Annotated in this window: 15 protein-coding genes; 11 read left to right on the top strand and 4 right to left on the bottom strand. The window is 47.4% G+C overall.

The features are described from left to right. Positions 1-179: 179 nt before the first annotated feature. From BLU97_RS00135 to BLU97_RS00110, 6 genes are read left to right on the top strand one after another with little or no spacing between them, the layout of a single operon-like run. Positions 180-3,311, top strand: coding sequence for a SusC/RagA family TonB-linked outer membrane protein (locus tag BLU97_RS00135; protein ID WP_074759714.1), 3,132 nt, complete (start codon positions 180-182; stop codon positions 3,309-3,311). An 11-nt stretch (positions 3,312-3,322) separates the two neighbouring features. Then, positions 3,323-5,278, top strand: a complete 1,956-nt coding sequence (locus BLU97_RS00130) for a RagB/SusD family nutrient uptake outer membrane protein (protein ID WP_074759712.1) — start codon at positions 3,323-3,325, stop codon at positions 5,276-5,278. A gap of 34 nt (positions 5,279-5,312) precedes the next feature. Further along, positions 5,313-8,090, top strand: a complete 2,778-nt coding sequence (locus BLU97_RS00125; RefSeq protein ID WP_074759710.1) for a SusC/RagA family TonB-linked outer membrane protein — start codon at positions 5,313-5,315, stop codon at positions 8,088-8,090. A gap of 10 nt (positions 8,091-8,100) precedes the next feature. Beyond that, positions 8,101-9,795: a RagB/SusD family nutrient uptake outer membrane protein gene (locus BLU97_RS00120; RefSeq protein WP_074760359.1), complete on the top strand. Its 1,695-nt coding sequence runs from the start codon at positions 8,101-8,103 to the stop codon at positions 9,793-9,795. Positions 9,796-9,829: 34 nt separating this feature from the next. After that, complete coding sequence (locus tag BLU97_RS00115) at positions 9,830-11,185, top strand: IPT/TIG domain-containing protein (protein WP_081352784.1); 1,356 nt, start codon at positions 9,830-9,832, stop codon at positions 11,183-11,185. 14 nt (positions 11,186-11,199) lie between these two features. Then, complete coding sequence (locus BLU97_RS00110) at positions 11,200-12,351, top strand: glycoside hydrolase family 18 protein (RefSeq protein WP_081352783.1); 1,152 nt, start codon at positions 11,200-11,202, stop codon at positions 12,349-12,351. Here the strand turns inward: BLU97_RS00110 and dgt are convergent. After that, complete coding sequence (gene dgt / locus BLU97_RS00105; protein WP_074760358.1) at positions 12,344-13,681, bottom strand: dGTP triphosphohydrolase; 1,338 nt, start codon at positions 13,679-13,681, stop codon at positions 12,344-12,346. The genes BLU97_RS00110 and dgt overlap by 8 nt on opposite strands. A 151-nt stretch (positions 13,682-13,832) precedes the next feature. Here dgt and dut point away from each other — a divergent pair, with 151 nt between their 5' ends. From dut to BLU97_RS00085, 4 genes are read left to right on the top strand one after another with little or no spacing between them, the layout of a single operon-like run. Continuing rightward, positions 13,833-14,270: a dUTP diphosphatase gene (gene dut / locus BLU97_RS00100; RefSeq protein WP_074759705.1), complete on the top strand. Its 438-nt coding sequence runs from the start codon at positions 13,833-13,835 to the stop codon at positions 14,268-14,270. A 13-nt stretch (positions 14,271-14,283) separates the two neighbouring features. Next, positions 14,284-15,876, top strand: a complete 1,593-nt coding sequence (locus tag BLU97_RS00095; protein WP_254771622.1) for a tetratricopeptide repeat protein — start codon at positions 14,284-14,286, stop codon at positions 15,874-15,876. After that, complete coding sequence (locus BLU97_RS00090; RefSeq protein WP_081352782.1) at positions 15,876-16,739, top strand: DUF4292 domain-containing protein; 864 nt, start codon at positions 15,876-15,878, stop codon at positions 16,737-16,739. The genes BLU97_RS00095 and BLU97_RS00090 overlap by 1 nt, the downstream gene beginning before the upstream one ends. A 17-nt stretch (positions 16,740-16,756) precedes the next feature. Continuing rightward, positions 16,757-18,367, top strand: coding sequence for a murein hydrolase activator EnvC family protein (locus BLU97_RS00085; RefSeq protein ID WP_074759702.1), 1,611 nt, complete (start codon positions 16,757-16,759; stop codon positions 18,365-18,367). A 19-nt stretch (positions 18,368-18,386) separates the two neighbouring features. On the opposite strand, the gene BLU97_RS00080 is transcribed toward BLU97_RS00085, so the two are convergent. Both BLU97_RS00080 and BLU97_RS00075 read right to left on the bottom strand, forming a co-directional pair. Further along, a complete protein-coding gene (locus BLU97_RS00080) occupies positions 18,387-19,457 on the bottom strand; it encodes a M20 family metallo-hydrolase (protein ID WP_074759700.1) in 1,071 nt (356 codons plus the stop codon). A 3-nt stretch (positions 19,458-19,460) separates the two neighbouring features. Then, positions 19,461-20,456, bottom strand: a complete 996-nt coding sequence (locus BLU97_RS00075) for a TerC family protein (RefSeq protein WP_074759699.1) — start codon at positions 20,454-20,456, stop codon at positions 19,461-19,463. A gap of 136 nt (positions 20,457-20,592) precedes the next feature. Here BLU97_RS00075 and BLU97_RS00070 point away from each other — a divergent pair, with 136 nt between their 5' ends. After that, complete coding sequence (locus BLU97_RS00070; protein ID WP_175456271.1) at positions 20,593-21,726, top strand: ComEC/Rec2 family competence protein; 1,134 nt, start codon at positions 20,593-20,595, stop codon at positions 21,724-21,726. Here the strand turns inward: BLU97_RS00070 and BLU97_RS00065 are convergent. Further along, positions 21,680-22,579 (bottom strand): AEC family transporter, encoded by a 900-nt coding sequence (locus BLU97_RS00065; RefSeq protein ID WP_254771621.1) that lies wholly within the window; start codon positions 22,577-22,579, stop codon positions 21,680-21,682. The genes BLU97_RS00070 and BLU97_RS00065 overlap by 47 nt on opposite strands. Positions 22,580-22,587: the final 8 nt, after the last annotated feature.

Below are 22,587 nucleotides of genomic sequence, written 5' to 3'. Positions count from 1 at the left end.
GGGCTTACTTTCTGATAGTGAAGGTTAATAAAATGACAAATATGTGTAGCATGATAGTTTTTCTACACTATTTGTCATTTTGTTAACCTCTTTTTTGTGTATAAGGCCTAATTTTGCTCCCCGTAATAAAACTAAAAAGTCGAAGCAAACAATTATTATTAACTCTAATGTTATTTTGAATGGGAAAGTTATGCAAAATGAGTCTCCTCTTGTTGGCCTTGTTGCTACAAGGAGTGTGCCTTGCACAAGGCTTGATTGATGTGCGAGGTTGTGTTACTGACGAGCAGAACGAACCGATTATTGGTGCCACTGTGCAAATCAAAGACAAGTCGAAGGGCACAGTCACCGATGTCGGAGGCAATTATCTTTTGTCGAGAGTTCCCAAGGGTACGACCTTGGTCTTCTCTTACGTTGGTTGCAAATCTGTGGAAATGAAAGCGACAACGAGACCAATGAATGTGGTTCTTGTGGCAAGTAATGAGATGCTCAACGAATTAGTGGTAATTGGCTATGGTCAGCAGAGTAAGGTCACACTGACAGGCTCCGTGTCAAACGTGAGTGGAAAGGAACTCCTGAAGTCACCTGCTGCCTCTCTGGGTAATGCCCTTACTGGTAAGTTGCCTGGCCTGCAGTCGGTGCAGTACACTGGTGTTCCTGGTGGCGATGATCCTGTCATCCGCATCCGTGGTATAGGCTCTTTCAATAGTGCCGAACCGCTCGTGTTGGTAGATGGGGTAGAGCGTGAGTTCAGTCAGATTGACCCGAACGAGGTGCAGGATATTTCAATCCTCAAAGATGCTTCTGCAACGGCTGTTTTTGGTGTGCGTGGTGCTAATGGTGTTATCCTTGTAACTACCCGTCGTGGTGCCGTGGGGAAACCAACCATCTCACTGACAACCTCATTCGGACTGCAACAGATATCCCGATTTCTCGAACCTGCCAGCTCTTATGAATATGCTACTGCCTATAACCATGCCCAAGAGGTGGAAGGGGTGGCCGAAGATGGATGGAAATTCTCGAAGGAAGCTATCCAACACTGGAAGGATATGGATATGCCTACGGTCTATCCAAGCACCAACTGGTTCAAATACCTGATGAATGATCATGCCTGGCAAGACCAATATAATATTAATGTGTCGGGTGGCACAGAACGTGCCAGATATTTTGTTTCTGCAGGAATGCTCAACCAAAATGGACTGTTCAAGACTTTCGGGCAGAGTGATGATGCCAACTTCAAATACCGTCGTTATAATTTCCGTGCTAATCTGGATGTTGATTTATCCCAACGGAGCACGCTCTCTATTGGCATCGGTGGACGTATTGGGCGTCGTAACTCTATCGGTAATGGCGAGTATAACGGCCAGTCGGGAGTCTTTGGCGTAGAGGGACTGCTTAATAACGGTACACCTATGTCGGGCTATGGTCTTGACAACAGAGGGCGACGTATTGTCTCCGATCCCGATCTGGTGGGTGCTGTAGGCTCAGATGGTCTAGGACTCATCTACGAGCATGGTTATACCACACAGCGTCAGAGTGTAGTGAATCTCGACCTGCAGTATAAGCTCAAACTCGATTTTATTACCAAGGGTCTTGATTTCCGTATCAAGGGCTCCTATAACTCTGATTATACGCAGCAAAAGGCTCGTACCACGGGTGGTGGTATCAACTATAAGGCTACTATCGTCAAAGGCGAATATGATGATGATGGCTCGCCAAAGATTGCGTATGTCCGTCAAGGTGACTCGTGGCCGCTTGGCTACAGCGAATCGAAATGGGGTGGTAGAAACTGGTATGCTGAGGCGAGCCTGAACTATGCTCGTAAGTTTGGTGACCATAATTTTGGAGCCCTCGTCCTTTATAATGAATCCAAAAACTACTATCCTGGCGGTCAGTATAATTCTATCCCTCGTGGCTACGTAGGTATGGTGGGACGTTTGACTTACGACTATCAGACAAAGTATATGGTTGACTTTAATATGGGTTACAATGGCTCAGAGAACTTTGCCCGAGGTAAGCGTTTCGGCTTCTTCCCATCAGCTTCTCTTGGTTGGATAGCCTCGTCTGAAAAGTTCTGGGAACCTATCCGCAAAGTCATTTCTTATTTTAAGATTCGTGGCTCAGTCGGTAAGGTTGGTAATGACCAGGGAATAGGACGTTTCCTCTATCTGCCTGGTACTTGGCAATTCTACAATAATAATGGTGGTGCCTGGTGGACCAACGACCGTACAGGTAACTTCGGTGTCAATAATGGCTCATTCATGCCGGGTGCACGCGAATCTACCAATGGTAATCCCGATGTGACTTGGGAGACTGCCACCAAACAGAACTATGGTTTCGACATTCATTTCTTCGACGACCGTTTGAGTTTTGGTTTAGACCTCTTTTGGGAAGATCGTAAGAACATCCTCGTTTCTAATGAGACCACCATTGCCAGTATCTCTGCTTTGAAACCCAACTCGATTAATTTCGGTCGTGTGAAGAACCATGGTTATGAGATTACGTTGCGCTGGGCTGATAAGATTGGTGAGGTGAGCTATTCTATAGCGCCAACTTTTGCTTTTGCTCGTAATGAGATTGTTGAGATGGCCGAAGTGAAGAAGGAGTTCCCCCATATGTATCATACAGGACATCCTGTAGGACAGCCTTTCGGCTATGAATTCTTTGAATTCTATGTGCCTGGTCAAACCGAACAGCATTACAAGGATGTTTATGGTGTTGACATGCCTGACCAACAGATAACGCTGCGTCCTGGTGATAGTGTGTTTGTCGATTATACTGGTGATGGAAAAGTGGATGCCAATGATGTGCATGCCATCGGCTATAGCGACATTCCAGAATATACTGGTAGCATTAACGCAACACTCAACTGGAAAGGTTTCGATTTTTCCATGACCTGGGTGGGGGCTACCCACGTCAACCGTCAGCTGAGCTCATTCTATACACCAGCTTTTGGTACTGGCAACCAGTCGATGCTGAACAAGTGGGTGTATGATAACTCGTGGACGGCAGACAATCTGAATGCTATACTGCCTCGCATCTCTCTTGAGAAATCGGCACGTGAGCATAATGGCGCCCTTTCGTCTCCATGGATGGTTGATGCATCATATATCCGTCTGAAGAACATGGAAATTGGCTATTCGTTCCGCATACCAGGAATACCCATCAATAATATCCGTGTTTATGCCAATGGCTACAACCTTCTTACTTTCACAAGTTTCAAGGCTAATGACCCAGAGGCGCAAGCCGGTTATGGTAGCACGCGTTACCCCATGACTCGCGTCTATAACTTCGGAATTAACTTTAACTTCTAACAATCAAGACAATGAATTATATCCAAAAACTCAAAATGAAGACCGCTGCCATGCTCTGTGTTGCTGCGAGCTCACTGGCTTCGTGTGTAGATGATATAAATATTGGAAATGGCTTTCTCGATAAGCAGCCGGGCGTCGATGTGACCATGGACACCATTTTTGTCAAAGGAGAGAGTGCCAAACGCTTTCTCTGGCACATGTATGGTGCCATGCATAACCCCTTCACCTATACTGGTGCAGTATGGTACTCGCATCCCGATGCGCTTACTGATATCTGTCAGTCATACTGTGGATGGCATAATTTGGGAAAATACTATGGTGGCGACCTAACTGAAACAGATCAGGATAATGGCGGTTTTGTTAAATTCCCTTTTATTGCTAATGGTGATGGTAATAGTCGTGCTGGCATCTGGCGTACGATTCGTGAAGGGTGGATCTTTATGGAGAATATCGATCGTGTTCCCGACTTGAGCGAATCAGAGAAGAGTCAGTTGCGTGGTGAGGTCTATGTTATCATGGCCTCGCGCTATTTCGATGCCTTCCGTAATTTCGGTGGTCTTCCCAAAGTAGATCGTTCTTACCAAGCTGCTGATATCGTAGATGGCAAACGTATGAGCGTTATCGAAACTGCCGAATTTATCGACCAGCTCCTTCAGGCGGCCATCGATGAACCAGGACTGCCCTTCTATGTTCAGGACCAGGCTTCGAATTCTGGTCGACTGACTAAGGGCTCGGCTTATGGTCTGCGTGTGAAACTCTGGAATTTCGTGGCTTCTCCTTTGTTCAATAGCGACCAGCCTTATCTGCAGTTTACGCGTCATGAAGAGAATCAGGACCTTCACCAGATATGGACAGGTGGCTATCAGGCGGATTTGTGGCAGAAGGCGCTCAAGGCTTGCGAGGATTTCTTCCAGGCCAATAGTGCGAATGGCAATTATTTCGCTCTTGTTCAGCCTGAAGGTAATACTGAACAAGACTATTGTAATGCTTTCCGTGCAGCCTACTGGTTCCGTGGCAACAGCGAGAAGGTGATTGAAGTGCATGCTGGTCCTGGTAACAATGCCTGGAATGGTGACTGGAACGTAGAAGGTATGGATGAGTTTGGTATGGCCCTCTTCACCCTAGAGTACATGGAGATGTTTGGTATGGCTGATGGACGTAACTTCCCTTACGACGATGTGTTCAATACTGATAACTCCGATAATGTGGATATTTTTGCCAATCGCGATCCACGTCTCTATGAGACGATGGTGGTGAATCGCAATAATCTGGTTGAACAGTATAACGGACTGTCGAGCACAGAAATCTGGCAGGGTGGTAATGTCGATCAGAACTTCAATCCCCAAGTCACCGATAACCCTTGGTCAACACGACTGAAACTATTTAAATATCTCCGTGACAACGGTTATGCTGCTTACTATCCCACCAATTATGCTTATCTGCGTATGGCTGATATTCACCTTTGCTATGCTGAGGCATTGGCACAGACAGGTAACTTGCAGAAAGCCTGCGACGAAATGAATAAGGTACGTGCACGTGTAGGATTAGGTAAGGTAGAGGTGATGAATCCAAAACTCAACCTCACATCCAACAAAGATAACTTTATCGAGCAACTTTTCAAAGAGCGTGCTTGCGAATTTGGATATGAAGACTCTCGTTGGTATGACCTGATACGTTACAAGAGATCAGATATCTTTAAGAAGCAGGTGCACCAATTACGTGTATGGCGTAAGGATGCCAATGGTAAGAAGATGGAACCTGCTGACTATCATGGCGATACGAGCCTTCAGCCTGGCGAACCATGGCCTGACTGTATCTATGAAAAGGTGCCTTGTACCAATAATATCCGTGTATGGTGGGATACCAATAGCCAGACCAGCAAGTGGAACGATAAATGGTATCTTTCACCTATCTCACGAGATGAAATCAATAAGGGCTATGGTCTGAACCAGAACCCCGGTTGGTAATTCGGAATAAAAATATCAATAAGACTTAAAGAATATGAAAACAAATAGAATGTTGATCGTTGCAGCGGTGGCTTTCTCTCTGACGGCAAATGCACAGGTGAGACTCAACGATAAGAATGCAAATGCCTATGATTTGGGATATGGTGTGGAAATCAGCGATTTTTTTAGCACGGCTTCCGCAACCACAGTCACAGGCGAAGAATTGCAGCAAACTTCAGCAGCCAACCTTGCTCAGGCGCTCTATGGGCGATTTCCTGGTCTCACGGCTCTTTCTACAGGTGGCTTCTCTGGTGACGAAGATAAGGGGGCTTCATTTAATATCCGAGGCTATCATACACTCAATGACAAAAGTATCCTGATACTCGTGGATGGTTATGAGCGACCTATCAACCGCCTGACCGTAGAGGAGGTAGAGAGTGTTACTGTGCTCAAAGATGCTGCGGCAACTGCTCTTCTTGGTCACGAGGGAATCAATGGCGCCATACTTGTGAAGACGAAACGCGGTGCTGAAGGTAAAACGCATGTGAAGGCTGGCTATGGACATAAGTTCTTGTTCAGTCCGGAATTTGCGGATATGGTGAATGGCTACCAGTATGTTACTGCACTCAATCGTGCACGCATCAACGACGGACTTGCACCAGCATATACTGAACAGGAACTGAACCTCTTCAAGGATGGTTCTGATCCATACTTCTATCCCAACATCAACTGGCGTAATCTGACTTTCAAAAACAAAGCAGAGGAAGATCATGCGTATCTTTCTGTCTATGGAGGAACGGCTAAGGTGAAATACTATACACATATTGATTATACCGATGCGCGAGGGGCTTTGAGGGATACTAAACTGACCGACTATAATGCGCAGCTGCGACAATCGAAGGCAAACATCCGTACTAATCTCGACTTCAATCTCTCTAAGACAACGCTCATGTCGGTGAACCTCTTTGGAATGTTCCAGGAAACCAAACGCCCTTCTGATTTAGGGGCTGACGATGCTGTCTATGCTATCTATAGTCTGCCGGCAAGTGCCTTTCCCCTGATGACAACAACAGGTGTGTGGGGTGGTAACGAGACCTTTGGCGATGCTAACCCCATTGCTAAAATTCAGGAGTCAGGCTTCTATAAGACTCACCAGCGCCAACTGTGGGTAGATGCTAAGCTGACTCAGAGTCTGGATTTCCTACTCAAAGGTTTGAACCTGTTTGTCAGTGCTGGCTATGCCAACTCTTCGATCTATGCAGAGAACATGCACAAGGCGCATGAATATGGTTACGAACGCTACACTGGTGCTATCGGTGATATCAGTCATGTTGCCCTGACCACATTCGGCAATAAGGAGACTAACCTTACCTTCAGTAATTGGAATGCCGGTCAGTGGTGGAAAGCCAAATCCAGCATAGGACTCCACTATAAGCAGTCGTTCTTTGGCGATGACCATTTCAGTGCCACAGCCATCTATACCAATAGCGGTTCCAGTGCCGACGGACGGGGAAACACCATCTATCGTCGGAATATCATGGGTGTCTTCCACTACGACTTTCTGAATCGCTATATAGCCGACCTTGTACTTGCTGGTAATGGCTCCAATCGCACCTATCCTACAAAATGGGCATTCTCACCCACCTTATCGCTCGGTTGGATCTATGCCAATGACCATGAACATCTGCTCAGTTATGGCAAGTTGCGCGCCTCGGCAGGCATACAGCATACCGACTATATGCCTACCTATGGCATGTGGCTCCCCACTTGGGATGCTTCGCATGGATATGTGATTATTGGTAATGACTATAGCGCGACATGGGGCGCCTCGCTTGGCTCTTTTCCTACCACCGATTTCTCACAGGAGACATCAACAAACTTCAATTTGGGCACCGATCTGCGTCTGGCAAATGCCCTCGACCTCTCGTTTGATGCTTTCTATCAGCTTCGCAGTCATATCATGCTCTCTGCAAGCAATGAAAACTCTTCGGTAGTAGGCATACAGTCGTCATATAATGATGTGGGAAAGGTTAAGAGCTATGGTTTTGAGGTTGCGGCCAAATATGCCAAGCAGATTGTGCGCGACCTCCATCTTCATATTGGAGCCAACTTATCATGGGCACGCAATGAGGTAACCAGATATATCGGCACACCTACTTATCCTTTGCTCGATCCTGTGGGGCATCGTGTGAACGAGGCTTGGGGACTCAAGTCGGCAGGTTTCTTTATGAACCAGGATGATGTTAACACCAGCCACCGTCAGGAATATTCTGTAGTAACACCTGGTGATATTAAATACCAAGACCTGAATGGCGACCAGGTTATCAATGCCTTCGATGAAACCAGTCTGGATGGTCCTACTGGCATCCCGGAACTTAACTATGCATTCAATGTGGGGGTAGAGTATAAAGGACTTGGTCTGAATGCTTGGTTCCAAGGTACGGGTAATTATATGAAGACACTCCCTTCTGCCATATGGGGTGGTATGGCCAATAACGGTAATCTGTCTGTTGACTACTTCAATAACTGCTGGGATGTGGTTGGCGACAAAGCGCTCTACCCACGTTTGACAACCCTGAATAGCAGTAATAACAATCAAGCAAGCGATGTGTGGATAAAGCCTGTTCATTTCTTGAAAATGCGCAATGTGGAGGTTTACTATAAAGTTCCTGCCAAGGTGCTCTCAAAACTCTCACTGACAGGTGCCAAGGTGTTTGTGCAGGGCGAGAACCTCCTTTCTTTCGATAATGTCGATGCCATGGATGCTGAGGTGCTTTCTACCGCTTATCCTATGTTCAAAGGTGTCAACATTGGTGTTACATTAACTTTCTAATATGATGATTATGAATAAGATAAAATTGTCTTTTTGGGCTTTGGCAACAATGTTTTTTGCCGGTTGTGCAGACTTGGATTACAACGAGGCTTCAAGTCGTGATGAGGCGTGGACTTATAATAGTCCTCTTAATGGCGTTAAGGCTCTGGTCTATGATGTCTATGCACAAATGCCAAGTGAGTTTAAGGATGACTTCTATGGTATGGGGGCAATGACAGCCAGTGCTACGGATGAGGCTGAGTTCTCGCTTTCATACTCTGCCATTCACAACTATTACAATGGTGGATGGAACCCATCTAACCCCTTCCGTGATACATGGGATAGGTCCTATCGTGCCATCACGCAGATACATATGTATCTTGAGCGCATCCATCAGATTGATCTGTCGGATTATGAGTATGCCCCCGACTATCAGAATATGGTGCAGCAATTCGAACTGTTTCCTTACGAGTTGCGTTTCCTTCGTGCCTATTTTTATTTTGAGCTGGTACGAGCCTATGGGGATGTCCCCTTGGTGACTACAAGTCTGACCAATGAACAAGCCAACAGCGTGGAACGCACACCAGCCAGCGAGGTGTTTAAGTTTATTATTGATGAGTTAGATGCTGTGGCAGAATATCTGCCTGTTTCGTACAAAGATATTCCAGGACAGGAGATAGGTCGTGCAACACGTGGCGCAGCACTTGCTCTGAAGGCCCGCGTATTGCTTTATCAGGCCTCGCCTCTGTTTAATCCAAATAGTAATAAAGAACTGTGGAAAGAGGCTGCTGCTGCCAGCAAGGTGATTATTGATAATGCACAACGTTGGGGCTACAAACTCAGTAGCTATGCCAACCTTTGGGGGCATGATACTTTTACGAACCCCGAATTTATCTTTGTCCTTGGTACTCAGGCCAGCAATACCTTCGAGTGCAACAATTATCCTGTCGGCGTGGAGAACGGAAACTCGGGCAATTGTCCCACACAGGCATTGGTCGATGCTTACGAATATCAGACCGATGGCAGGACGTTCAAAGAGAAACATCCAGGTGATGTTGATGTGACTACCGAGACACCATACGATGGTCTTGACCCGCGTTTTGCACTGACAATTGTAAAGAATGGCGACCTATGGCCAGCCAATACGGCTCAGCAAATCGCTATAGAGACTTATCAGAATGGTTTCAATGGTGCGCCCAAATATGGTGCTACCCCTACTGGCTACTATTTGAAGAAGTTTGTTGATGGTAACTGTATCACCACCGCTAATAACCAGACTTCCACACGCCACAATTGGATTGTGATGCGTCTGGCCGAAGTTTATCTTAACTATGCAGAGGCGATGTACAACTACTATGGTAATGCCGATGAAAAGGGAGAATTCGGCTTGTCGGCTAATGAGGCTGTTAATGTGCTCCGCAACCGTCCTGATATTATGATGCCGGAATTTCATGGCAACAAAGGTTTCGAAGAGCGTTATATGCGTGAACGCATGGTGGAACTTGCTTTCGAAGGTCAGCGCTTTTGGGATGTGCGCCGCTGGAAGAAAGGTGCAGCTTTCTTTAAGAATGTGGACGTGGCCTCATTCAAGTTGGACAACAATGGTCACTTGATTCTTAATAGGATTACTAAGAGTCGCCAGTGGGACGAGAAATACAATCTCTATCCCATCCCGCAGTCTGAGATTCAGAAAAACAGTCGTCTGAATCAGACCCCCAATTGGTAAAATTCAATCAATCACATCAATAAATAAGTAAAAGATGAAGAAATATATTACAGGCCTTCTGGCCACATGTCTTACAGCGCTGGCAGTTCTGGTGATGTCCTCATGCAGTCATGACGATGCTGTTGATGCCAACCAGCTACTTGAAGTGAAGTCTGTCTTACCCACGAAAGTCATGGAAGGTCAGGTTGTCACCATCACAGGAACGGGACTTGATGGTGCCACGTCAGTTGTGTTCCCAGGCAATGTCGCTGTGAACAACATCAATAAGTTGGGCAACGACTATATGACAGTAACCACCCCTGCTGGTATTGCAGCAGGGGGTGGAGCCATCATCGTCGAAGCCAATGGTGAATCGGCCGAAGCTCCTATGCGCCTGACTGTCGGCGCCCCAGCTCCTTTGCGCGTAGCACCACTCGATCAACCCATCAAAATCAACGAGTGTGTTGAAGTCTATGGAAAGGACCTCGAGTTTATGACTAAAGCCTATTTCCCTGGTGCTGATGGGCATGAGGTTGTGGTTAATGCCAACCTGTTTAGACGTAAGGCAACAGGGGCTCTTTCAATCTATTCTCCCATGGGCGTTAAGGCCGGACTAGCCCAGGTGGTTCTCGAAGATTGTAGCGGGAAGAAGTACAGTCTGCCAGAGGTCACATTGTCTGACGAGGTGTCAGGAGGTACCGAAGAGACTGGCGGTGAGAGATATGTCCCCATCTGGCAAGATGATGTCTATATTTATGATTGGGCTAATTGGCAGTATCTGAGCTCAGATCAGTTGAATCTTGAAGGTATTCAGCTTCGCGAAGGACTGATGATGCGTCTAACCTTTGATAATCCGGATGGTGCCAGCGTGTGTGTCTGTGATGCCAATTGGGGTACACCTAATGTTGATGGGCAGGGTAATAACACCGTGTGGGTAGCAGCAGGCACCACCGAACTGGAATTTCCTATATCACAGGGCATGGTTGAAACGTTGACTGCTGGTGGTGGCATCATCATTGGTGGTGGTAACTACACGCTGAAGAAAATTGAACTGTTTCGTGAGTATCCCACACTCTGGTCGGGTGAGTACACGACGGGCTGGTGGTGGTATCTTCCTGCTTCCGAGCTCGATCTTTCGGGCATCACACCCGAGGCTGGGCAGATCATAAGGTTTACTTTTGCTCACCATGATGCACCGCAGACTTTCTGTTTGTGCGACGGATGGTGGGGAGCTCCTTATATTCGCGATGGTGGCGAAAGCGATAATAATATTGTACTTTCTGCAGGTGAAGATTTCTTGGAATTTGAAATTTCAGAAGGTATGGCAGCTACCATGAATGGTGGTTCAGATACAGCGCTTATCATTGGTGGCGATATCACCATCACTAAGATTCAGATAAAAACTGATTAAACATCCTGTTAGAAATGAGAAAACTTTTATTTTTATTGTTGTGTCTGAATTACTGGATTACAACAGAGGCTGCTGGTAAAATTGTGGTTGCCTATGTGACGTCATGGACGCAGACTATTCCTGACCCGATGGTGATGACGCATATCAACTATGCCTTTGGCGGTGTGGGTGATAACTTCAAAGTATATTGTGATAACACAAGTCGCTTGCAGAAGATCGTGAAACTCAAGGAAAAGAATCCGCAGTTGAAGGTTTTGATTTCTGTTGGAGGCTGGGGACGTGGTAATTTTACACCGATGGCATCCAGTGCTCAACGGCGTAAGATTTTTGCAGAGTCGTGTGTCAAGTTCTGTGAGAATAATCATCTCGACGGGATTGATATCGATTGGGAATTTCCTGGTAACAACTCTAGTGGGGAGAAATCTCCTGGCGATGAGAAAAAGAACTACACTCTTCTGATGCGTGACTTGCGTGAGGCTTTAGGTGAGAAATATCTGCTGACAATGGCTTCTTCGGCCGATCCTGGTTACTACGATTTCAAGGGATGTATAGAATATCTGGATTTCGTGAATGTGATGACTTACGATATGTCGGGCCCTCCCAACCATCATTCGGCGCTGTATCGTGGTGGTACTGTAGGCAATGGCTGGTTGGTAGCTCATGAGAGTATTCAGCACCATCTGAAAGCTGGTATCCCTGCCGACAAACTGGTCATGGGAATGCCTTTCTATGGTAACAGCGGTGCTGGTAGCCAGATTTCGCTGGAGGAGATTAAGAGGGGCATTGAGACCGGAAAATGGACCGATCATTGGGATGATGTTGCGAAAGTTCCCTATGTAACGGATTCCAAAGGTAAGTTTGCCTATGGCTATGATGACGACCGTTCGCTTGCCATCAAGTGTCAGTATATCTTAGATAACCATCTTGCTGGCGGTATGTACTGGGAGTATTGTAATGATGATAATCAAGGTACTGAGCGCACTACTGTTTACCAAAAACTGGTAGGTAGTGCTCTCACTGAAAGTATAGCCGAAGTACTTACTTTAGATGAGACTGACGACCGCAATACGGGATTGTACGACCTTCTGGGACATCGCATTACTTCACCTAAATCTGGAGGCTTATATATCAAGAACGGGCGAAAGTATTATCAGAATTTTAAATAATAGGCAGTGAGATGCCGTTGATCTTCTGGAATACGTCGAGTGCATACACATCGGTCATTCCGCTGATATAATCGATAATCGCCATGATACGCGTTTCAAGGTCGGGCGCATCAATATCATACTGACTCGACACACGACTGATAAGGTGCTTAGAGTAAAAACGCTCGGGGTGAACGGCGGCATTGATAAACTTCTCCATCAGCGTCTGGATAATCTGATAACCCGACAACTCTACATCGAGTACAGGACGACTCTTGTAGATGTGCTGAACCGAGAGCTCGCAACAATGCTTATAGGCTTGTTGGGGCAGTTCGCTGATATGGTCGATCAAACTGCCTTGGAAGGCTCCGCTCAGTATCTCGTCCTCGTGCTCCACAAACACGCGTACACACTCGTTCTCGAGTTTGCCAATCACGCAGGCACGCAGGTAAACAATCTTCTCGTTGTTGTCATCCACACCTTCTTCAGCAATGCGGTTCAGAATGTGGTGCTGGGTATCTTCGTCGAAGAAACCCAGCATCAACTGCATGGTGTCGGCATGCGAAATAATTTTAAGTTTGTGGGCATCCTCAAGGTCCATAATCTCGTAACAGATATCATCGGCTGCCTCGACAAGATAAACCAGCGGATGACGGGCGTAGCGCAGTGGCTCGCCCACTTCAGATTGACAAGGGATGCCAAGTTCGTCGGCAATGCGGCGATAATACACCTTTTCGGAATCAAAGAATCCAAACTTACCCTTCTTGCCGGCAGCACTCGATGAGAATGGGTATTTTACAATGCTGGCAAGCGTAGAATAAGTCATGACAAATCCACCTGGACGACGACCTTTAAACTGATGTGTTAACAAACGGAATGCATTGGCGTTACCCTCAAAATGGGTAAGGTCGTTCCAGAAGTTGGCACTTACCTGACGCTGCAGATCGTAACCGGCACCTTCGGTAAAGAACGATTGTATGGCTTTCTCGCCGCTATGCCCAAAAGGCGGGTTGCCTAAATCGTGTGCCAAGCAGGCGGTGGCTACAATCTGACCGATCTCCTGAAACAGCTGATCCTTCAGCTCAGGATGTTTCTTCGTAAGCTGTGCAGCTACATCGTTGCCCAGCGACATACCCACGCTGGCCACCTCGAGCGAATGGGTCAAGCGGTTGTGCACAAAGATACTTCCCGGGAGTGGAAACACCTGGGTTTTGTTCTGCAAACGACGGAATGGAGCAGAGAAAATCAAGCGGTCGTAATCGCGCTTGAACTCTGTTCGGTCGTCGTGGCGCTCAGGATGACGATGCTCCTGACCGAGACGCTTGTTAGATATCAGTTGTTGCCAATTCATCATAATCAGGGTGCAAAGGTACGAAAAATAAGCGCAGTAGCGGCATATTTCGCAGAAATTAACGAAAAAATCAAAAAAATAGGCTACGAAAGGGTGATTTCTAAGCTAAAAGCACTACCTTTGCACGTGGATTAAAATACTATTTTAAAAGATGCTGAAAATTAAAGTTGTAAACAAAGGTCACCAGCCCTTGCCGCAGTATGCTACTGCGCTGAGTGCCGGTATGGATCTGAGAGCTAATATAGATGAACCCGTTACACTGAAACCGCTGGAGCGCCGACTCATCCCAACAGGCTTGCATATCGCCCTGCCTGCAGGCTATGAGGCACAGGTGCGTCCGCGCAGCGGTCTGGCTCTGAAGAAGGGTATCACCGTTCTGAACACACCGGGCACCATCGATGCCGACTATCGTGGCGAGATTGGTGTGGTGCTCATCAACCTGTCGAACGAGGACTTTGTTGTCGAGGATGGTGAGCGTATTGCCCAGATGGTGATTGCACGTCACGAGCAGGGTGAGTTTGTATCGGTAGAGGTATTGGATGAAACCGAGCGTGGCGAAGGTGGATATGGTCATACTGGTGTAAAGTAGAATCATGATGCGAATGAAGAAAATCGGACTGTCGTTATTGTTGCTGCTTTCTGTAACCACTGGTTACGGACAGCGTGAGTACGATCAGTTTTTTCTTGAAGCCATGATGCAGCGCCAGAAAGGAAACAATGATGCAGCCTTTGATTTGCTGCGTCATTGTCTGGAGATTAATCCCGATGCCCCCGAAGCGTACTACTTTCTTGCACAGTACTATAACGCCCTGAAGGATGGCGAGAAAAGTCTGGCTTATATCCAGAAGGCGGCTGCACTTGATCCGGATAACGCCACCTATATGGAAACATTGGCGCAGGCGTACATCCGTCAGCAGGATTACGAGGCTGCCATCCCTGTAGTGGAGAAAATCTATGAGCGCGACAAAGAGCGCGAAGATTTGTTGGAGATGCTGTTCCAACTGTATCAGCAGGTGGGCGATTTCGATTCAGCCGTCGAGGTGTTGAACCGTATCGAAGCCATCGATGGCAAGAGCGAGCGCTTGTCGGTAGCCAAGAGTGAGATATATACCCGACAGGGGAACAAGAAAGCGGCGATTGCCGAGATAAAGGCTTTGGCCGAGAAGTTCCCTAACGATGGAAACTATCAGGCTTTGTATGGCGAGACGTTGATGATGAACGGACAGTTGAAAAAGGCACTGAAGGTGTACGACAAGATTCTGAAGGATGAACCTGATAACAACCGTGTGCTGATGTCGCTGCGTACCTATCATCAGGCTTTAGGCCATCACGAGATAGCCGACTCGCTCACTGAGCGTGTGCTGCTGAACCGCAATGCCACCATCGACGAGAAGATTCTGCTGTTGCGACAGGAGATTTCGGCCAGCGAGAATGCGGGTGGCGACAGTACCCGTGTACTGCAGCTGTTCGACAAGATTCTGAAACAGCCTCAGACCGATGAGCACATGGCCATCCTCTGTGCCTCGTATATGAATGTAAAGAAAATGCCAAAGGATACCATCGCTACGGTGCTGACCAAGGCTTTGCAACTGGCACCCGATAATTCTTCGGCCCGTTTGCAGCTGATTGGTTATGCCTGGGAGGCTGATGATATGGAGCGTGTGATAGCGCTCTGTCAGGATGCCCGACAGTACAACCCCGACGAGATGGCTTTTTATTATTATCAAGGTATCGCCTACTATCGTCGCGACAGTCTTGATGCTGCCCTTTCTACCTTCAAGAATGGTATCGGTGTGATCAAGGAAGACAGTGATCCTGCTATCGTATCCGATTTCTATGCAGTGATGGGCGACATTCTGCATCAGAAGGGCTTGATGAAGGAGGCCTACGAGGCTTATGATAGTTGCTTGCAATGGAAAGATGATAACATGGGCTGTTTAAATAACTATGCCTACTTCTTAAGCGAAAGTGGTGAACAGTTGGCTAAGGCCGAGCAGATGAGCTTTAAAACCGTAAAGGCTGAACCCAAGAATGCTACTTACTTAGATACCTACGCTTGGATACTGTATATGCTGGGTCGCTACTCTGAGGCCAAGATATATATCGACCAGGCGTTGCAGAATCTGGATGAGTCGATCGACAACTCTGTGATTCAGGAACATGCAGAAAAAATAAAACAAAAAGCAAATCAATAATGAAACTGAAAAGTATCGTAAGAATTGCCGTATTGGCATTGCCATTGATGTTTAGTTCATGTGGTATATTCAAGAAATCGAAAGAGGTGAAGCCAATCATTGAACAGCGTCAGACTACCGACTTTGTGAGTCAGGTGCGTGATAACCAGCAAACCAACAAGTTCATCACCTCGAAGGTGAAGTTCTCGGTTGAGGTTGGTCCGCAGAAGATTACGCTGACGGGTAATCTGAAAATGCGTCGTAACGATGTAATCCGTTTGCAGCTGATGGCCTTTGGATTTGTTGAGGCCGGACGTCTTGAGTTCACCAAGGATTACGTGCTGATTATGGACCGTATCAATAAGCAGTACCTGAAGGCTCCTTACCGCCAGGTAGATTTCCTGCGTAATAGCGGTTTGAACTTCTCGGCTATTCAGGCATTGTTCTGGAACGAGCTTTTCAAGCCCAATCAGGGTAGCGAGGCCGTTGTGATTGCAAAGAATAACAAGGAGGGCGAAGGTAAGTTTACCACCATCGAGAGTGGTGACGATATGATTATCAATCTCGAAGAGGGAAAAATGGATTATAGTTGGTTGGCCAGCAAGAATACCGCACTGATCCGTATGGCCAACATCCTCTATAAGGACCGATTTAATGGTAATACCCAGCTTAACTGGGACTATTCCGAATACGATGTGTTTGGGCGTAAGATGTTCCCCAAGAAGCATCTTATTACGCTCACCACTCCTGATAAGGAAGTGAAGTTGGGGATGACCTTGAATTATCTGGGTAATGATACCGAATGGGATGCACGAACCGAAGTTTCTAACAAGTATCGCGAGGTAACAGTTGACGAGATACTCCGCCGTTTCATGGCTCTATGATGAATAGAGTGTTACGTATGCGATATATCGCGATGGTGCTGATAGCACTCATCTCGTTTTCTTCGCCTGCTATTGCACAGCAGGCGAAAAAAAAGTCTGTGCAAAAACGTACGGCTACCACAACTAAGAAGTCGGGCAGCAAGAAATCTACGGGTAAAGGTAAGAAGACAACCACCAAGAGTTCTGCATCCAAGCAGCCTGTAACGGTTAACAGTCTGAAGACCGAGCAGCAAAGGGTACGCAAGCAGATTGAGGAGCAGCAGCGCAAGTTGAAAGCCAACGAGCGTGATGTTAAGAAACGTTTGCAGAACCTGCTGATTATCAACAACGAGATTGCCGATAAGCGTAAGTCGATTGATACCATCCGTCATGATATCAATCGTCTTGATGGTAATATCCATACTTTGGAGGTACAGCTGGTAACACTCGAGAAGGAACTCGAAGAGCGTAAGTTGCGTTTCATCAAATCGATGAAGTACATGCATCGCAACCGTAATCTGCAGAGTCGCCTGATGTTTGTGTTCAGTGCTAAGAACCTGTCGCAGATGTACCGACGACTGCGTTTTGTGCGTGAGTATGCTGCCTATCAGCAGAATCAGGCCGAGGCAGTGAAGTCGATGAAAGAGCAGGTGGCTGAGGCGCATAGTGAGCTGACGGATACCAAGAGAGAAAAGAACAACCTGTTGGTAAAAGACGAACAGGAACGCCGTTCGCTCGAGGGTAAGCAGGAAGAGCAGCAGAAGATGGTATCTTCGTTGCAGAAACAGCAGAAAACTATTCAGGGAATCATTGACCAACAGAAAAAACGCGATGCTGAGTTGAATGCTCAGATCGACCGTTTGATTGCCCAAGAGATAGCGCGTGCCAAAGCTCGTGCTGAGGCTGAAGCTAAGCGTAAGGCTGCTGAGGCTGAGGCTAAACGTAAGGCTGAGGAACTGGCCCGCAAACAGGCTGCAGCCGAAGCGGCTCGTAAGGAGAACGAGCGACGTATTGCTGAGGCGAAGGCTCGCGAGGAGAAAGCCAAGGCCGAAGCCCGTGCGGCTGCTGCCCGTAAGAATGCTGAAGAGAAGGCGGCTGCCGAGCGCGCTGCTGCTGAGGCAGAACGTGCCCGACTGGCTGCCGAGCGTAAGGCGGCTGCCGATGCCAAAGCGCATGAGAAAGAGGTGGCCGAGGCGCGTAAGTCGGAAACAGAGGTTTATACCGTTTCAAGCGAAGACCGCCGACTGAGTGGTAACTTTGAGAGCAACCGCGGCAGATTACCCATGCCTATTGCAGGCGGCTATCGCATCGTGAACCACTTTGGTACCAATCACGTAACCGATGTGAAGGGACATGTAACACTCGATAAGAAAGGTATCGACATCAAGGGACAGCCCGGGGCTGCTGTGAGATGTGTGTTTGATGGCGAGGTGAGTGCTGTGTTCAGCTATGCCGGCACCACTGTAGTCATTGTACGTCACGGTAGCTATCTGTCGGTTTATTGCGACTTGGCTTCGGTGAACGTGAGCCGCGGACAAAAAGTAAGCACCCGACAGACACTTGGTCGTGTGGGTGCTGAGGGTTTGATGCAGTTCCAGTTACGCAAAGGCAGTGCAAAACTGAACCCTGAGGGCTGGTTGGCTAGATAGCCTGGCCCTGCCCGGCTAGTTATCCTAGTAAATCTAGCCCTTCTAGCAGGGCTACATAGGTATCAATAGCCTGCTCAATTTCCGAAATCTTTATGAACTCGTTGGCAGAGTGTGAGCGGCTCGACTCGCCTGGGCCCAACTTGAATGATGGGAATGGCATCAGCGCTTGATCGCTCAGTGTGGGCGAACCGAAGGGCTGCATGCCTCTGTCGATACATCTCTTAATGAGCGGATGCTCGGGCGAGATGGCCGATGAGTGCAGACGGAACGAACGAGCGCGCAACTCGCATTTGGTCATCTTTTTGCACAGGAAGTTAAACAGATATTCGTTCTGATAGAACTCGTTGGTGCGTACATCAATGACAAAATGCAGCGTATCGGGCACCACGTTATGCTGGGTACCGCCTTCAACAATGGTCACCGTCATCTTCGTAGGACCTAACAGTGGACTCACCTTACGGAATTTGTAATCGCGAAGCCAAACCAAATCATCGAGTGCTTCGTAGATAGCATTTACACCTTCGTTACGGGCAGCGTGGCCCGATTTGCCGTGAGCATAACCATCAATCACCATCAGTCCTTTCTCGGCAATGGCGGGTTGCATGCCTGTAGGCTCGCCTACAATGGCTACATCTATCTTAGGCAGAAAGGGCAGCACGCGGGTCAAACCGTTCTGTCCAGATATCTCTTCCTCGGCTGAGGCTACCCATAACAGATTATAGTTGCGAGGGTGATAGAGCATAATGCGATAAGCCTGCAATAACGAAACCAGTCCGCCACCACAGTCGTTTGAGCCCAGACCATAGATTACGTCGTATTCCTGATCTGGTGAAAATGGATCGCGTGTCCACGAGCTAACGGGTTTTACGGTGTCGATATGGGCGTTGAGCATCACGGTAGGTCGATTGTTGTCCCAATCAGGACAGCCCACCCAGAGGTTGTTACCCTCGCGACCGAATGGCAGATTCCACATATTCAGGAAATCAGCCAGCTTATCGGCAGCTCTCGTCTCTTCTCTACTAACCGAAGGAATGGCAATAAGCTCCTTCAGTAAGGCTACGGCATCGTAAAGATAGTTTTTGTTTTCCATATTTTATTTGGTTTTTGCTTTTGATACACATACGGATAGTAGCATCGATAACACCAAAACGCCGAAGATGATGGCCAACGAAAGTGTGGTAGGTACCTCGATGTGTGGCATGTTGATACTTAATCCAATCATCTCGCCGAATGCATTCACGTATTCGTTCATGGCCAACAGCATTTTTACACCCACAAAGCTCAGGATGATACCTAACCCATATTTAAGATAGGTGAAATACCTGGCGACTGCTGCCAATGCAAAGTACAGGGCACGCAGACCCAGAATGGCGAAGATGTTGGAGGTGAGCACGATAAACGGATCGCGGCTCACTGAGAATACGGCAGGGATTGAATCAACGGCAAAGGCCACATCGGTAGTCTCAATCACCAACAGTGCAATAAACAGGGGCGTAGCCAGTCGCTTGCCGTTCTCGATGATAAAGAACTTACCCTCGTGCATCTGGTCGGTCACAGGGAAGAACTTCTTGAAAAGCTTCACAAAGATATTATTCGATGGGTCAACCTGTTCATCGTTATGTCCGAACATCTTGATGCCTGTATAAATCAGGAACAAACCAAACAAGCCTAATATCCATTCAAACTGGGCTATCATTGCGGTACCGGCAAAAATAAAGATGCTGCGCAGTACCAAGGCACCAAAAATTCCCCAGAACAACACCTCGTGCTGGTACTTGCGTTGCACCCCGAAGAACGAGAACAGCATCAGGAATACAAACAGATTATCCATCGATAATGATTTCTCAATCAGATAACCCGCCAGAAACTCCATCGCTTTCTCGTGGGCGTCGCCTGGGTAAAACAGATAGATGCCGCCACAGAATATTAACGATACGCCAATCCATACGGCAGTCATCTTCAGCGCCTCGGATACGCTCACCTCGTGTTGCCCTTTCTTACCAAACGACTTCAGGTCGATGAGCAGCATGATAAACACTAACACGTAGAATAATATCCACGCCCAAATAGGTATATGAACCATTTCCATACTTTCTTTTTTATTATATTTGCGGCGACAAAGTTACGAAATATTTCTTATATTCCCAAAAATAGTTGTACTTTTGTAACTTGGTATGCAAAGTCGAATATTTGATACTTGTCCGGTGGCGCCAGTAACGGTTAGTATGATGATTGGAATCGTCATTGCTCACTATGTGTGGCTGCCTGTTCCCATTCTGCCTGTGCTGGTGGGCATGGTGTTCGTGACTTTGTTGCTGTATAAACAGGCCCATGCACAGTCGGTGGCCATTCTGGTATGTTGCCTGTTGCTGGGGATGTGTGTGATGCAGTATCATCAGCAAACATCTGAACATGCATCCACAGAGTCGCGTTTCGACCGTTCCAGGAGTTTCTTCCTCGAGCAGCGCGAACAGTTGTTGCAGCGTTATCAGGATGGTGGACTCGATGGTGACGCCTATGCGGTGGTGGCAGCTATGTCGTTAGGCGATAAGACGGCATTGACGCGTGAGGTTAGAAGTATGTATTCTGTGAGTGGTGCCTCACATGTATTGGCACTCAGCGGCTTACATTTAGGCATCATCTACATGCTGTTGTCGTTGTTGCTGCCTCGACGGCGATGGCCGGCTGTGTCGCAGTTGCTCTCCATCCTGGTCGTATGGGCGTTTGTATTGCTGGTAGGCATGCCTGTCAGTGCCGTGCGTTCGGCTGTGATGCTTACCATCTATGGTATCTTATCCATCGGGCACCGAAACAAAATGTCGGTCAACGTGTTGGCGTTTACGGCTTTGGTGATGTTGCTGTGGAATCCTGCCTGGCTGTTTGATGTGGGATTTCAGATGTCGTTTATGGCGGTATGGGCCATCCTGCTGTTTGTGCCAGTATTCACCGGTGTTTTTTCCGATAAATACTATATGGAACATCCGTGGGTGGCTAAAGGCTGGGGGATGGTAGCTGTCTCAATGGCGGCGCAGTTGGGCGTAGCTCCATTAATTGCCTATTACTTCGCGCAGTTCTCCACCTGTTTCCTGCTCACTAACTTCCTGGTGGTGCCTGCGGCATTTCTTATTTTGTGCTTGTCGGTAGTCGTATTGTTGTTCCCGTCCCTCGCGTACCTATTATTATATATAGTGCAAGGATTGAATGCGGCACTTGATGCCATCGCTAACTTGCCGGGTGCCAGTATCGGTAACTTGCATCCAACCATCCTTCAGGTTGTGTTTATCTATGTGCTGATTGTTTGTTGCTATCTGCTTATAGAAAGAATAAAACCAATAATGGGATGGACACCATGGAGATAAGGGTGGTAATAAATGTTACCTCGGTTATCATCGTGGTATCTTTGCCGTATTTTAAACACAGAATGGTGCCGTAAGTAGCAACAGGCATGGCAATCACCACCGTATTGATGTTTACTACAAACTGCGAGAAGCCTAAAAGCGTGCACAGATAGTAGATGCCGATGGGAAGTATGGCCAGTCGGAAAAGTGTGGTAGCATAAACGCTGGTGTTACCTAATAGCGATTTGATGGGGAGGTTCGACATCGATGAACCGATAATCAACAGTGCTGCAGGCACGGTGATATTACCGATCATGGTGAGTGGTGCGCTGATGGCTTCGGGGATATTATCAATGCGCAATGCTACTATCAGCATGGTCAGGTAGCAGGCTAGCATTGGCGTAGAATAGAGTACTTTCTTTTCAAATCTACTCTCTTCCACTTCATTTTTACCTGTAATCAGAATAGTTCCCACTGTAAACACTGCAAATGTGTTTACTACATTCAGCACCGCTGCATAGAACACGGCCTCGTGTCCGAATATCGATGCCACCACAGGGTAGCCCATAAAGCCCACATTACCAAACATCAGTGCAAAACCGATTGCACCTTCGTCGTCTTTCTTCTTGGTAAGGTAGCGTGGCAACAGAAAGGCAATACCTGTAAGCACCGCATAGGTAATAACGCTGATGAGTAATAACGGCAGAATATACTCGCGGTCAGGCAGTTCGCCCGTCATAGCCGACGACAGAATCAGCGCCGGACACGTCATGTTGATTACCAATCTCGACAGTTGTCTGTCGAAATCACCTCCTAAATATCCCAATTTGCCTGCGCCATAGCCCACTAATACTATGACAAACAGTGTCATCATCACTACAA

Origin of the sequence: Xylanibacter ruminicola, assembly GCF_900107775.1 — a bacterium.
Lineage (GTDB): Bacteria > Bacteroidota > Bacteroidia > Bacteroidales > Bacteroidaceae > Prevotella > Prevotella ruminicola_C.
The sequence above is the reverse complement of the archived record's forward strand: the minus strand, read 5'-3'. Positions and strand labels throughout refer to the sequence as shown.

Bases quoted from the DNA above. Each gene is read 5' to 3' on its own strand.
- BLU97_RS00135 (WP_074759714.1), top strand. From the start codon at position 180: ATGGGAAAGTTATGCAAAATGAGTCTCCTCTTGTTGGCCTTGTTGCTA.
- BLU97_RS00130 (WP_074759712.1), top strand. From the start codon at position 3,323: ATGAATTATATCCAAAAACTCAAAATGAAGACCGCTGCCATGCTCTGT.
- BLU97_RS00125 (WP_074759710.1), top strand. From the start codon at position 5,313: ATGAAAACAAATAGAATGTTGATCGTTGCAGCGGTGGCTTTCTCTCTG.
- BLU97_RS00120 (WP_074760359.1), top strand. From the start codon at position 8,101: ATGAATAAGATAAAATTGTCTTTTTGGGCTTTGGCAACAATGTTTTTT.
- BLU97_RS00115 (WP_081352784.1), top strand. From the start codon at position 9,830: ATGAAGAAATATATTACAGGCCTTCTGGCCACATGTCTTACAGCGCTG.
- BLU97_RS00110 (WP_081352783.1), top strand. From the start codon at position 11,200: ATGAGAAAACTTTTATTTTTATTGTTGTGTCTGAATTACTGGATTACA.
- dgt (WP_074760358.1), bottom strand. From the start codon at position 13,681: ATGAATTGGCAACAACTGATATCTAACAAGCGTCTCGGTCAGGAGCAT.
- dut (WP_074759705.1), top strand. From the start codon at position 13,833: ATGCTGAAAATTAAAGTTGTAAACAAAGGTCACCAGCCCTTGCCGCAG.
- BLU97_RS00095 (WP_254771622.1), top strand. From the start codon at position 14,284: ATGAAGAAAATCGGACTGTCGTTATTGTTGCTGCTTTCTGTAACCACT.
- BLU97_RS00090 (WP_081352782.1), top strand. From the start codon at position 15,876: ATGAAACTGAAAAGTATCGTAAGAATTGCCGTATTGGCATTGCCATTG.
- BLU97_RS00085 (WP_074759702.1), top strand. From the start codon at position 16,757: ATGCGATATATCGCGATGGTGCTGATAGCACTCATCTCGTTTTCTTCG.
- BLU97_RS00080 (WP_074759700.1), bottom strand. From the start codon at position 19,457: ATGGAAAACAAAAACTATCTTTACGATGCCGTAGCCTTACTGAAGGAG.
- BLU97_RS00075 (WP_074759699.1), bottom strand. From the start codon at position 20,456: ATGGAAATGGTTCATATACCTATTTGGGCGTGGATATTATTCTACGTG.
- BLU97_RS00070 (WP_175456271.1), top strand. From the start codon at position 20,593: ATGATGATTGGAATCGTCATTGCTCACTATGTGTGGCTGCCTGTTCCC.
- BLU97_RS00065 (WP_254771621.1), bottom strand. From the start codon at position 22,579: ATGATGACACTGTTTGTCATAGTATTAGTGGGCTATGGCGCAGGCAAA.